The organism is Roseixanthobacter finlandensis (assembly GCF_043195105.2).
Taxonomy (GTDB): Bacteria; Pseudomonadota; Alphaproteobacteria; order Rhizobiales; family Xanthobacteraceae; genus NCEH01.
Window position 1 is genome coordinate 3,847,349 of sequence record NZ_CM195536.1, and the last position, 14,775, is coordinate 3,862,123.

A 14,775-nucleotide genomic window follows, 5' to 3' on the forward strand; every position below is an offset into this window, starting at 1 on the left:
GGCTCACCACGCATCCGGCTGGTCGAGCAGGCCCGCGGCAGGGGCGGCGGGCTCGGAGATTTCAGGCTGCGGCTCGGGTGGCGCCAGCACCGCCCGCAGATCGCCGAGCAGCGCCTGGGGCGCGGCAACCACCGTGCGCGCGAGGCGCACGAAATCCCCCGCCAAACCCTCAATCGTCCCCGCATCGAACAGATCGCTGGAATATTCCAGAAGTAATTCGAGGTGCGGCTTCTCCTCGAACATGAAGTTGAGATCGTATTTCGCGCTCACGCTGGCATCGCGCAGGGCAATTCCGGTGGCGCTGCCGAGATCGAGCCGCACGGGATCGTTGTTCTGGAGGATCACCACCACGTCGAACAGCGGCGCGCGCCCCTCTTCCTCGGCGGGGCCGACCGCCTCCACCAAAGCGTCGAACGGGAAGGCCTGATGGGCGAAGGCGTCGAGAACGAGCGCGCGCTCGGCGGCGAGCAGATCGGCGAAGGCGGCGCCCTCGCGCACCTGGCCGCGCAGGGCGAGCATGTTGAGATAGAAGCCCACCTGCGGCTCCAGCTCCAACCGGTCGCGGCCGGCAACCGGGGTGCCGATGACGATGTCTTCGTCCCCCGACAGGAGGGCGAGATGCAGCCGCACCAAAGCGGTGAGCAGCACGAACAGGCTGGTGTCGGCGCGCCGGGCGAGCGCGTTCAGGCCGGCGGTCAGCGCATCGTCCATGATCGCCGGCACGATGCGCCCGGCGCCGCTCGGGCGGGCGGGCCGCGCATGGTCGGTGGGCAGATGCAGCACCGGCGCGCCTTCCTCGAAGCGGCCGAGCCAATAGGCCCGCGCCGCCGCCGTCGGCTCCTGCCCCATCTGCCAGACCGCGTAATCCTTATATTGCAGGTCCAGCGGCGCCAGATCCGACAGGCGCGGCAGGTCGATCGCGGCGGCGCGGGGGCTGTGGAGCGCGGCCCGGTACAGCGCTTCGAGATCGCGCAGCATCACATTCACCGACCAGCCGTCGCAGGCGATGTGATGGATGTTGATGAGGATCGCCCCGCCGGCGCGCCCCGGGTCCGCCAGCAGATGCACCCGCAGCAGCGGGCCGGCGGCGAGGTCGAACACATGATGGAATTCGTCCTGAAGGCGGCGCTCGATCTCATCCTCACCGCCCGTGCCGCGCGCGAGGAAGAGTTCGTCGGGGCCTGCGGCGCACACCTGCTGGCGCGGGCTGCCGCCCCGGGTCAAAAAGCGCGTGCGCAGGATTTCGTGCCGCGCCACCAGCGCCCCGAAGGCGCGGGCAAGCGCATCGAAATCCACCACGCCGTCGAGGTGGATCGCGCCCACCATGTTGTAGGTGACGGTGGACGGGTCCAGCGCCTGCACCATGAACAGGCGGCGCTGGGCGAAGGAGAGCGGATAATCCGCCGCCTCGGGCGCCGGCCGCAAAGCGCGCGGCTGCACCTGCGTCGCGGCACCGGCGCGCCCGGCGATCAGCTCGGCGAGCACCCCGAGGGTCTGGGAAGAAAAGAAATCGCGCAGATCGAGGCTTGCCCCAAGCCGCTGGCGCAGGCGCACCACCGCCTGGTTGGCTTTCAGGCTATGGCCGCCGAGCTCAAAGAAATTATCCTCCAGCGCCACCGCCGGCAGGTCGAGCACCTCGCACCAGATATCCGCCACCGCCTGCTGGAACGGCGTGAGCGCGGCCGCGCTTTGCCCTTGCGCGCCGCCCTGGGCGCCGAGCGGCGCGCCGCCTTGCGCCCGCAGCGCCCGGCGGTCCGCCTTGCCATTGGCGGTGAGGGGGATCGTGGCGACGCGGATGAAGCGCGCGGGGATCATATAATCCGGCAGCTTGTCGGCGAGATGGTGGAACAGCGCCTCGCGCCCGAGCGCCTCGCCCTCGGTATTGGCCTGCGGCACGATATAGGCGGTGAGGCTCTCGCCCCTGCTGTCCGCGCCGTCCGCGCCCTCGGGCAGGACGGCGGCATCGCGGATGCCGGGATGGGCGATCAGCTGGCGCTCGATCTCGCCCAGCTCGATGCGGAAGCCCCGGATCTTTACCTGATCGTCCATGCGGCCGAGATAGAGCAGTTCCCCGTCCGCCCCGATGCGTCCGAGATCGCCCGAGCGATAGAGCCGCTGCCCGGGCAGATCGGAATGGGAGATGAAACGTTCGGCGGTCAAATCCGGCCGGTTGAGATAGCCGCGCGCGACGCCGTGCCCGCTGACCAATATCTCCCCGGTCAGCCCGCGCGGTCGAAGCGAAAGGTCCGGCCCCACCAGCACCACGCCATAGGAAGGAAGCGGGGCGCCGATGACGCTGCGCCCGTCGGCGATCTCGTCCGCGCCGATCTCCTTGAAGGTGACGTGTACGGTGGTCTCGGTGATGCCGTACATATTGACCAGCCGCGCCTTGGGATAGCGCGCCCGCCATGGCGCAAGCCGCGCCGGCAGCAGGGCTTCCCCGCCGAACACGATCTCGCGCAGGCGCAGCGGCAGCGCTTCGCGGGCGCATGCGGCATCCGTGAGGGCGTAGAAGGCGGTGGGCGTCTGGCTCAGCACGCTCACGCCCTCGCGCGCCAGCAGGTCCAGGAATGCGCCGGGCTCGCGGGTGAGTTCGTGCGGCACCACCACCACCCGGCCGCCGAACAGCAGCGCGCCGTAGAGTTCCCAGGTGGAGAAATCGAAGCAGGCGGAATGGAACAGCGTCCACACGTCCCGCGGGCCGAAATCGAACGAACGGCCGCGATGGAAGAACAATTGAATGACGTTGCGGTGCTCGATCATGCAGCCCTTGGGCCGTCCGGTTGAGCCCGAGGTGTAGATCACATAGGCCAGATCCTGCGGCCGCGCGCGCGGCGCGGGATTGGCGGACACCGCCGCGCCGCCGGCCAGCGCCACATCCTCGATCACCAGCACCTGAGCCCCGAGCGAGCGGGCCAGCGCCGCGTGCGCCGCATCCGTGACGATCAGGCGCAGACCGCTGTCGCCGGTCATGAAGCGGATGCGATCCTCGGGATAGGCGGGATCGATGGGCAGATAGGCGCCGCCGGCCTTGAGGATGCCGAGGATGCCGGTCGGAATGGCGAGCGTGCGGCCCACCAGCAGGCCCACTAGTTCGTCCGCCGCGACGCCCTGCGCGATCAGGGCATGGGCGATGCGGTTGGCGCGGGCGTTCAGCGCTTCGTAGGTCAGGACCCCGGCCGCGTCGCTCGCGGCGATGCGCCCGGCATGGGCGGCGGCCATTGCCTCGAAGGCCGAGACCAAAGTGAGGTCGGCGGGATAATCCGCCACATCCGCCGCGCGGGCGAGCAGAGCCGTGCGCTCGCCCGGCAGCATGATGTCGAGGGTCGAAAGCGCGCTGCCGGGCGCGGCCATGGCGGCGGAGACGAGGCGCACGAAGCGTTCGCTCATGTCCGCGCCGGTCGCGGCATCGAACAGGTCGCGGTTGAAGACGAGGCTGGTCGCCACGCCGTCCGCATCGGCGGTGAGCGACAGCACGAGGTCATACTTGCCCCAGCCGAGCCCGGTATCGACCCCGTGCCAGGCGGGCGCGGGGGCGCCGTGGGCGGCGTCATAATGGAACAGCACGTCGAACAAAGCGGTGCGGCTCATGTCGTTCTTTGGCTTCACCGCGAGCACGGCAAGGTCGAACGGCATGGCACCGTGGGCGGCATCCTCGGCCGCTCGGGCGGCGGAACGGCGGGCGAAGGCGGCGAAGCTCTCGCCGGGATCGAGGCTCACCCGCAGCGGAAGAAGATTGGTGCGCGGGCCGAGCGCGGCGATCGCGCCGGCCGGCTCCAGCGGCTCGCCGATGATGATGTCGGCCTGATCGCTGAGCCGGTGAAGCAGGGCCTGATAGCAGGCGCGCAGCACGTCGCGGCGCGAGAGCCCCTCGCCGGCGGCGAAGGCATCGAGCCGAGCCAGCGTCGCGCCATCCACCCATCCGGCCGCGCGGTCGGCGATATAGGTGTGGATCGCCGGGCGCGGCCGGTCGGTGGGCAGGACGAGGGCCGCGAGCCCCTCCATGCGGGCACGCCAATGGGCGGCGGCCGCGCCATGGCTGGCTTCGGCGGCGCGCTCGGGGGCGGCGACTTCACCGCTGAACGCGCCGCTCGCCGGCATGGCGCCATCGGGGGCGGCATAGAGATCGGCGAGTTCGCCCATCAGCTTGTGCAGGCTCGCCTTGTCGGCGATGCCGTGATGGGCGGTCAGCGCCAGCCATGTGGCGGTGAAATTGGTGCCGCCATTGCGCTCGCGGCACAGGGTGAGCCGCGCGAGCGGCGCGGCATCGAGCGTGAAGGACTGGCGGGAGGCCGCCTCCAGCGCGGTGAGCCCGGCGCCGGGGGAGACCTCGATTTCCGTGATGGGAAGGCGCGCCTCGGCCCGGATATCGAGCGCGGGCCGCTCCTCGCGGGTGGCGAGCGCCATGCGCAGAATTTCGTGGCGCGCCACGAGGCGCTGCGCCGCCCGCTCCAGGCGCGCGGTCTCCAGCCCGCCGTCGATGCGGGCGATCACCGGCATGTTGTAATAGGTCGGCCCAGCCGGATAGAGGACACCGCGCTCGAACCGGTCCACGAACCAGAGCCGTTCCTGGTGGAAGCTCGGCAGCGCGAAGCGCGTCCCGTCGCTGCTCGTCCCGGCTTCAGCCAGCAGCCCGGAGAGCGGCGCGCGCGCATCGGCGCAGACCGCGCGCACCAGATCCGCGAGACGCGCCATCCAGCCGGCGATGCGGGCGCGGGCGAACAGGCGGGTGTTGTAGGTGGCCTTGATGCGCAAGCCCTCGGCGCCGTCGGTCACATAAAGGGTGAGGTCGAACTGGGCGGCGGGAATATCCACCTCGTCGAGGCGCATCCCGGTGCCGCGCAGCTGGCGGGAAATCTCGTCCCGGTCGTCCATCACCAGGACCACTTCGAACAGCGGATTGCGCGCGGCATCGCGGGGCGCGCCGAGCGCCTCCACCACGCGGTCGAACGGCACCGTGCCATGCTCGGCGGCAGCCAGCAGGGCGTCGCGCGTGGTCTCCAGCAGCGCGGCGAAGCCCTGGTCCGGGTCGATGCGGCCGCGCAGCGCGAGCGTATTCACGAAGAAGCCGATCTGGTCGGCGGTGGCGGGATGATCGCGCCCGGCGGTGACCGTGCCGATGACGAGATCGCGCGCACCCGTGATGCCGGAAAGCAGGGCCTGGAAGGCCGCCGCCACGGCGGTGAACGCGCTCGCCCCCCGCGCCGCCGCCAGCGCCTTCAGCGCGGCCGCCTCGGCGGCGGGAATGAGCTGAACCACATGGTCGCCGTCATGGGTCTTACGCGGCGGACGCGGCGCATCGGCCGGCAGGTCCAGCACCGGGGCGCCGGAAAGCTGCGCGCGCCAATAAGCGAGATGCGCCTCGGCATCAGGGCGCGGGGCGGCGATGCAATCCTTGTACTGCACGTCGAGCGCGGGCAGCGCAGCCGGCGCGCCGCCGCTCTCCTCGGCCAGCAGCGCCAGCAGATCGCGCGTGAACACGCCCACCGACCAGACATCGGAAATGATGTGGTGGAGCGTGAAGGCGCAAGAGTCCCCGCCTTCGCCCACGTCGCCCGTCCCGCCGCGCAGCAGCAGCGCGCGCCACAGCGGCGCCCGGTCGAGCGCGAACGGCGCGCTGGCGAAGTCTTGCAGCACGGCATCCCGCGCTTCGGCGGACAGATGCGCCGCCGCCTCACCCCGCAGATCGAGGCACGGTTCCGGGGAAATCACTTGGCGCGGCAGGCCGTCCACCTCCACCAGCGCGGTGCGCAGGCTCTCATGGCGGGCGGCGAGGCGGGTCAGCGCGCGGGTGAGCGCCGCTTCGTCGAAGGCACGATCGGCGTGCAGAACGAAGCCGATATTATAGGCGATCAGGCCGGGGTCCATCTGCTCCAGCATCCACAGGCCGGCCTGGACCTTGGCGGGGGCATGATCGGCGGCCGGCGGCAGCGGCGCGATCGGCGCATGGGCCGCGCCGGTGGAGAGATTGGCGGCGAGCCCGGCCACGGTCGGCTGCTCGAAGAAGGCGCGCAGCGGCACCGCGCGGCCGAGCGCGGCTTCCACGCGGGCGAGGATGGCAAGCGCCTTCAGGCTGTGGCCGCCGAGATCGAAGAAGCTTTCCGTGACGCCAACCTGCTTCAGGCCCAGCACGGTGGCCCAGATGCCGGCGATCACCTGTTCCTCGCTCGTGCGCGGCGTAACCATCAGGCGGGCGGGCACGCGCACGCCGGGCAAGGCGGAGAGCGCGGCGCGGTCAAGCGTGCCGTCGGCGCGGAGGGGCAGCGCGGCGCAGGCCAGGAAGGCGGCGGGCCGGCTTTCCACCGGCAGGCGCAGCGCGCAATAAGCGGCGAGCGCGGCGAAATCCGGCGCGGCGCCCGCATGCCCGACGATGAAGGCGGTGAAGCCCTCACCCTCGCGCGTCCCGCCCTCGTACACCAGCGCCGCATCGGCAAGCGCGGGATGTTCCCGCAGCACCTGCGCGACGGGGCGCAGATCCACGAGGCCGGTGGAGGTCGCGGCGAAATCCTCTTCCCGGCCGAGGATGGCGAGCCGCCCGTCCGGCGCGAGAACGCCCAGTTCGCCGGTGCGCACCCAGTCGCCCGCGGCATCGCCACCGAAGTCACGTGCCGTGTCGCGTGCGGCGAGCGGCGCCGGAATGCCGATGGCGGCTGCGCGGCCGAACACGTCGAACGCCGCGCGGCCATCGCGTTCGGCGGCGCCCTGTGCCGCACGGTCGGCGGGCGAGAGCGGCAGGTCCGCAAGAAGGGTCTGCGGCGCGCGCACGCCTTCCGCGAGCAGGGACAGGAAGCTGTCGAGCCAGCGGCGGGCGGTGGGCGCATCGGCCACCGTGCCGGCATGGTCGAAATCGATCAGCGTTTCCCCGTTCAATTCCAGCAGGTTCAGGAACAGGTCCTTCTTGGCGTGGCGCACCGGCGGGGAGATCCAGTCGAGCGCAAGGCCGGGCAGGCTCAGTTCGAACCCGCGATCGAGGTTGAACAGCACGTTGACGCTGACGCCCTCGGCCGGCACCTCCTCGCCGAGGAGCTGCGTGGCCTCGCGCTGGGCAAGGTTCAGCGCCGCGCGCACCTGCCCCACCAGGGCATCGAACGGGGCGGCGGCATCGAGGTCTAGCGTCACCGGCAGGATGGCGGAGGCGGCGCCCACCATCACCGGCAGGCCGGCGGCGGTGTGGCCCGCGAGCGGCACGCCGATGGTGAGGCGGCGCTGGTTGCCGAGCCGGCCGAGCAGCAGCGCGTAGGCCGCCAGCATCACCATGAAGGGGCTCACGCCCTTCCGGCGGGCATAGGCCTTGGCATCCTCGAAAATATCGGCGCCGCGCGCGCGGTCCGCCTTCAGATGCACCCGCCCGTCATCTCCTGCGCCCATGCGCGGCAGCGCCACCGGCACGGCGGGGGGCAGTTGCCCCGACGCGGGAGGAAGGTCGCGCGTCCAGGCGATGAAATCGCCGAACGACCGTGCCGGCGCCAGCGATGCGGGGGCGCCGGTAATGTGCGCGCCATAGAGCGCGGCCAGTTCGCTCGCCATCAGGCCCAGCGACCAGCCGTCGGCGATAATGTGATGGGCGGTGAAGGCGAACACGTGGCGCGCGCCCGACAGGCGCAGCAGCAGCGCCCGCACGAGCGGCCCGCGCGACAGATCGAAGGCGGTGGCGAGATCGCGTTCCAGCCGCGCGCGCACGTCCGACGCGGCGGCCATATCCTCGCACGCGAGGACCGCCTCGGCGGTGCTGGACAGATGGCAGCCGGCCTCGTCCAGCCGCACGATGCGCAGGGCGTCGTGGCGGGCGACCAGCGCCGCGAACGCACGCTCCAGCGCCGCCGCGTCCAGCGGGCCCGAGAGGTCGAGCGCGACCATCTCGTTATAGGCAAGGCTCGCCTGCGGATCCGCCGCGATCAGCGCGCGCATCTCGCGCTGGCCCCGGCCGAGCGGGAAGGCGCCCGGCTGCGGGCCTGTGGGCGGCGTTGCGGGATCGCGCGGCGGCAGCCAGCCGCCCGCGCGCATCTCGGCAATGCCCAGCTTCACCGCATCGATGAGGAAGCGCACCTCGGCGTCCCCGTGGGCGGTGGAGAGGAAGCAATTGCGCCCCTCCCACACGAAGATGCCGTTCTTCAACAGATGATAGTTCAAGATCTCCGTGTCGCCGCCATAGTCGAAGCGGAACAGCGAGGAGAAGTGCACCATGCGGATGGGCAGTTGCTCGGCCGCGAACCAGCCGTTCAGCTCCTCGCACATGGCCTTTGTGCGCGCGTTCAGCGCGTCTTGCAGCCCCTCGCCCTGCGCCGCCAGATAATCCAAGGTCGCCTCGGCGGCGGCCATGGAGAGGGGATGGTTGTTGAACGTGCCGGCGACGAAGGCGGTGCGCGCCGTGGGCACGCTGTCGTCGCCATAGAGCCAATTGCCGCCGTCCACCGCGTCGAGATAATGCGCCGTGCCGGTGACGACGCCGATCGGCAGCCCGCCGCCCACCACCTTGCCATAGGTGACGATATCCGCCTTCACGCCGAAATGGTGCTGGGCGCCGGCCGGGTGCACGCGGAAGCCGGTGATGGTTTCGTCGAAGATCAGCGCGATGCCGTGCGCCGCCGTGAGATCGCGCAGGCGATGCAGGAATTCGCGCGGCTGCACTGCGGGGTCGCGGCTCTGCACCGGCTCCACCAGCACGGCGGCGAGGCTGTCCGCATGGCGGGCGAGGATGTCGAGCGCGTCGGCATCGCCGTAGCGCAGCACGATCACGTCTTCCACCATGCCTTCCGGCGTGCCGTCGCTGACCGGCATGGTGTTGACCTTCTCGCCGTCCGCCCAGCCCACGGCCAGCACGCCGTCGAACGTGCCGTGATAGGAATTCACGAAGGTCACGATCTTGCGGCGGCCGGTCTTGGCGCGGGCGAGGCGCAGCGCCACCATCACCGCCTCGGTGCCGGTGGTGAAGAAGGCGACGCGCTCGGCGCCCGTCATGTCCTGGATCTTGCGGGCGACACGCCCGGCGCGCGGGGTCTGCGGGCCGATGGGATAGCCGGCGGCGATCTCGGCCAGCAACGCTTCGCGCACGAACGGCGGATTGTGCCCGAACAGGGTCACGCCGAAGCCCATGGTGATGTCGACATAGCGATGGCCGTCCATGTCGAACACGAACGGCCCTTCGGCGCGCTCCACATGGAGCGGATAATTCAGCTCCTTCCATTCCGGGCGGAAGCCGATGACCGCGCGCGGATTGGCATAGACGTCGCGATGCGCCGCCGTATGGGCCTTGGAGCCGCGGGTCCGCGCATTATAGGCCTGCGCCAGGCGGTGCACATGGGCGGCGTGGACGGCGCCCAATTCCTTGCGCTGGCTGCGGTCGGCCTTGAACAGGCCTTTCACTTCCTGCTTTGCGTTGGGTGCGGGAGACGGCGCGGCCGGGACTGAGGCAACAGCACTGGCGACAGGGCGGGCAGCGGCGGCGGCCAGCGGCGGCAAGGGTGCGGCGACCGGTGCGGCGACCGGTGCGGCGGCAGGGGCCGCGCCAGCGCCGAGCGCTGCCAGTTGCTGGGTGAAGAGCCGGCTCATGGCCTCGATCTGCAACGCCATCAGCCCATTCGCCCCCTCACCGACAACCAGCGGTGCGAGGGCCGGGGCGGACATGGCGCGAGACTGCGGCGCGAGGGCCGCCACGGCGAGAAGAGATTCGCCGGGCAAGGGTTCGCTGGCGGGGGCCGGCGCGGGCTCCATGGGCGGCGCGGCGCGGTCGAGCACGAGGTCGGTGAGCTTGTCGAGCGTGTCGCCGCGTTCCATCACCTCGGCCAGCGGCAGGTCGATGGCATATTCCCGCGCCAGCGCCTGCTGGAGCTGCACCACCAGCAGCGAATCCAGCCCCAGGCTGAACCAGGAGGTGCCACCCTCCACATCCTGTGGCGCAAGGCCGGCGATGCCGCGCAATATGGTGCGGATGGTGCCGGCGACAGCCGCGCGCGGCAGGGTGCGGACGGCGGGCGCAAGCGGGACGTGCGACGCGCTCGCGGGCGAAGCGGTTGCGTGCGAAGCGGTTTCGGGCGCGCGGCCCGCCTCGATCTGCGCCATGGGCACCATGTCGTGACGTGTGGGCAGCACGCGGGTGCGGCCGGTGAAGGGGGAAGTGGGCGCATCCGCGATGCGGCCCGCGCGGCCGGCGAACACCGCCGGCCAGGCGATCGGCTGCCCGAGCTCGAACAAAGTGCCGACGAGGCGCAGCAGCGCGCCTTCGCCCTGGCGCGCATCGAAGCAGGAGAGCACCCGCGCCGAGGGCAGTGCCGCCGCCGCGAGCGGCGCCAGGACCGGCCGCACGCCGAGGTCCAGCAGGATCGTCCCACCTTCGCCGGCAGCGGATTCGGCGGCGGTGGACAAAGCGGCGGCGAACGCCACCGGTTGGCGGGCATGGCGCACCCAATGGGCGCCGTCCGCCAGATCGCCGGGGCGCAGCACCGCGCCCGTGAGCGAGGAGATGACCCGGCAGGCGGGCGTGCCGGGCGCGAGGGTCACGGCGGCGGCACGGATCGCCTCCAGCGCCCCGTCCATCATGGGCGAATGGAAGGCGTGGGACACGCTGAGCGGGGTCACCCGGCAGCCGCGCGCCTTGAACCGCGCGCCGGCAAAGGCAACACCTTCATGCGTACCGGAAAGAGTGGCGCGCGCCGCCCCGTTCCAGGCGGCGACGCAGACGCGCTCCGACAGGTCGGCGAGGATTTCCGCGATCAGCGCCGGCTCGGCCTCCACCGCCGCCATGGCTCCACCGGGTAAGGCGTCCATGGCCGCGCCGCGCGCGGCGGCGAAGCGCAGGGCAGCGTCCGGCGCGATCAGCCCGCCGATGGTAGCGGCGGCGATTTCGCCCGCCGAATGGCCCAACACCGCGTCAGGCTCAAGCCCGAAGCTGCGCAGCAGCGCGGCGCCGGCCAAAGCGAGCGCGACCGCGCCGGGCTGGTTGTAGCGGGTCTGGGCAAGCAGATGCGCATCCTCGCCCAGCAGGATCTCGCTCAAGGGGCGGTCGAGCACGCCGGCGAGCGCCGCGTCCGCCTCCAGAAGCGCGGCCCGGAAGGCGGGTTCTGCGGCGAACAGATGGCGCACGGTTTCCGGCGCATGCGCCCCCTGCCCTGGCAGCAGGAACACCAGGGCCGGCGCCTTTGCGCCCTCGCCCCGGCGCGAGGTGGCGGCGCGCAGCGCATCGACGAACTCTTCCGTGCTTGCTCCCGAAACCGCGAAGCGATGCTCGAATTGCGCGCGGGCGCAGGCGGCGGTGCGGGCGAGATCGTGCAGGCGGGCGGCGTCCGCCCCCTCCAGCGCATCGGCATAGCGCGCTGCGAGGATCGCGAGATCCTCCGCCGTGCGGGCGGACAGCGGCAGGATGGTGGGACGCGCATTCACCGGCGCGGCCTGTTCCGGGGCGTCGTTCGACGCGTCCTCGGCCTGTTCGATCACCACATGGGCATTGGTGCCACTCATGCCGAAGGAGGAGAGGCCGGCCCGCAACGGCGCGCCGGTGGCGCTGTGCCAGGGAGTCGCGGCGGTGACCGGCGCGAGCGGCAGCTCGGCCCAGGGAATGAGCGGATTGGGCGTGTTGAGATGCAGCGAAGCCGGCAGGGTACGGGCTTGCATCGCCACCAGCAGCTTGGCCAGGCCGGCGAGGCCGGCGGCGGCTTCCAGATGGCCGATATTGGTCTTCACCGAGCCGATCTTCAGCGGCGCCGCGCGTCCCCGCCCATAGGCTTCCGCGAGCGCCATGGCCTCGATGGGATCGCCGAGCGGCGTGCCGGTGCCGTGGGCTTCCACATAATCCACATCCGCCGGGGCAAGGCCGGCATCGGCCAGCGCATCGGCGATCACCGCACGCTGGGCGGCGCCGTTGGGTGCCGTCAGCCCGTTCGAGGCGCCATCGTGATTGATCGCGCTGCCCCGCACATAAGCCAGCACCCGCGCCGGCCGCGCACGCCCCGCCTCCAGCACCAGAGCGACGCAGCCCTCGCCGCGCCCATAGCCGTCGGCGGCCGCATCGAAGCTCTTGCAGCGTCCGTCCGGGGACAGCGCGTTCATGCGCGTGAGCCCCACCTGAAGGTCCGGGCTGAGGATGAGATTGACCCCGGCCACGATGGCGCGCGTGCATTCGCCCGAGCGCAGGGCGCGCACCGCCAGATGCAGCGCCGCGAGCGAGGACGAGCAGGCCGTATCCACGGACAGGACCGGCCCCTGGAGCCCCAGCACATAAGCGAGGCGCCCGGCGGCGACGCTCGGGATGGTGCCGGTGAAGGCATAGGGGCCGATGGCGTCGAGCCGGCCGGTGCGGGCCTGCGCCTGCACATAATCGCCCGCGCTCACGCCCACGAACACGCCGGTGCGCGAGCCCTTGAGGGCGGTCGGATCGAGGCCGGCGCGCTCCAGCGCTTCCCAGGCGGTCATCAGCAGCAGGCGCTGCTGGGGATCGATCGCTTCCGCCTCGGCGGGGGTGAGATTGAAGAAGCGCGCCGGGAAGGTCTCGATATCGGTCAGATAGCCGCCGCGCTCGGTGATGCAGAGCCCGGCGGGCAGCTCGCCCCAGCGCCCGGCCGGCTTGGCGCTCGTGGCATCGCGCCCGGCCAGCAGCAGATCGAGAAAGGCGTCCGGCGTCTCCACCCCGCCGGGCAGGCGCAGCGCGAGGCCGCTGACGGCGATGCGCGAGGCCGACGCGGGCAAAAGGGACGGCGGCGCGGCGGGCGCCGTATCATCGGCGGGTGCATCCCCGCCCGCGTCAGCACACGGCAGAGCCAGAAGCGCTGATGCAATGGCGGAAAGGGTCGCGTGCTCGAACAGGAAGGTCACCTGCACCCGCAGGCCCAATGCGAGGGCGAGGCGGCGGGCGAATTCCACCAGGCGCAGCGAGGTGAAGCCGCTTTCCATCAACGGCCGGTCGAGGCCGATTTCGCCGCCCTCCACGATCCGCCGCGCGAGGGCGCGCAGGTGGCCCGCGAACGCGGCCTCATCGCCGGCCGCGAATGCCGCGGCAAGCTCGGCGGCGTCCGCCGCCTCGCGCGCTTCCAGATCGGCGCGCACCTCCTGGAACTCGCCGACGACAAAGCGCTGCACCAGCTGATAGCGCTGCACCTTGCCGCTGGTGGTCTTGGGAATGCGCGCCACCGGCAGCACATAATCCACCGGAATGCCGATTTCGCGCAGCACCGCGTCGCGCACGCCGGCGGCGATGCGGGCGAAGCTCTCCGCATCGCGGCGGTGGAGCACGAACAGCGCCACGTGCTCGCGGTCGTCGCCGGTCACCTCGCGGCCGATGGCGCAGGCCACCACCATGTTGAGGTCCAGCCCCTCCACCGCGCTCGCCACCCGCTCGATGTCCTGCGGATAGAAATTCGCGCCGTTCAGAATGATCACATCCTTGCGCCGGCCGGTGACAACGAGCCGATGATTGCGCAAAAACCCGAGGTCTCCGGTATCGAGCCAGCCGTCGGCAGTGAAGGCCGCGTGGGTGGCGGCCGCGTTATTGTAATAGCCGCGTGTCACGCTGGCGCCGCGGATCTGGATGCGCCCGACCACGCCCTGCGCGAGCGCGGCGCCGTCATCGTCGGCGATGCGCACCGCCACATCGGCGATGGGCCGCCCGATATCGGCGAAATCCACCGGCGAGACGCCGGCCTCGGTGCCCTCGATCTCGCGCACCGGCTGGCCGGGGCTCACCTGCGCGCGGTCCACCACGACGCTGAACATCTCTTCGTCCGGCGGCGCCATGGAGACCACCAGCGTGCCTTCCGCGAGCCCATAAGCCGGGGTCAGCGCGGTCTGCGGCAGCTTGAACGGCGCGAGCGCGCGGGAAAATTCCATCCCGAGCGCGCAGGCGATGGGCTCGGCCCCGTTGGCGATCACCCGCAGATTCGAAAGGTCCCAGTCGCGCGGCGCGTCGGGATCGAAATATTTGAGGAAATGGCGATAGGAGAAGTTCGGCCCGCCGGTGACATTGGCCTTAAGATCAGAGGCCGCCTGCATCCACACCAGGGGATTGCGCACGAACAGCTTGGTCGGGATCAGCCCATGGTCGAGCCCAAACACGGTGGGCAGGATGTGGAACCAGATGATGCCGAAATCATGGGTCAGCGGCATCCAGCTGACGAAGCGCGGCGGCGCGCCCGGATGGTCGATGGCGCCGAGGATGGCGGCGCAATTGGTCAGCAGATTGGCGTGCGTCACCATCACGCCCTTGGGCGCGCCGGTGGAGCCGGAGGAGAATTGCACGAAGGCGATATCGTCCGGCTCGACCTCGGCCTGCGGCGCTTCCGGGCCCTCTATCTGCGCGCTGTCGACCACCAGGGTGCGCGCCTCGATGCGCGCGAGCGCGGCGGCGGTCGCCGCCTCGAGTTGATCCGCCACGGCGCGCACGCGACCGGCGACACGGGCATCACCCACCAGCCAGGGCCGGTGCAGCACGCCCCAGATATGGCCGATCTTCAGCGCCCCCTCGTCGCCGGTGGGCGTGGAGACCGGCACGGCGATGATGCGGCCGAGAATGCAGGCCCAGAACAAAGCGGTGAACAGCTCGATGTCGTCGGTGGCGATCAGCACCTCGTCGCCGGGCTGCACGCCGGCTTCGCGGAGCCGGTGCAGCCACCGCAGCGCGCGGGCGCGCAGGCCCGCATAGGACAGGAAGCTGGAACCCCTGCTGGCTCCGAAATAGGTGATGCCCCCGGCTGTCCCCGCACTCGATGCCAAGGCATGGCTCAGCGTCATCGCGTCTTGTTGCGATTTCATGATGCCCCGAAAGTTTCTACCGCGAGCGAAGCCCCAATG

1 protein-coding gene is annotated in these 14,775 nt (G+C 71.2%); it reads right to left on the reverse strand.

The window, feature by feature from the left end:
- Positions 1-3 precede the first annotated feature (3 nt).
- Complete coding sequence (locus tag V5G24_RS18170) at positions 4-14,736, reverse strand: non-ribosomal peptide synthetase (RefSeq protein ID WP_394080426.1); 14,733 nt, start codon at positions 14,734-14,736, stop codon at positions 4-6.
- Positions 14,737-14,775 lie beyond the last annotated feature (39 nt).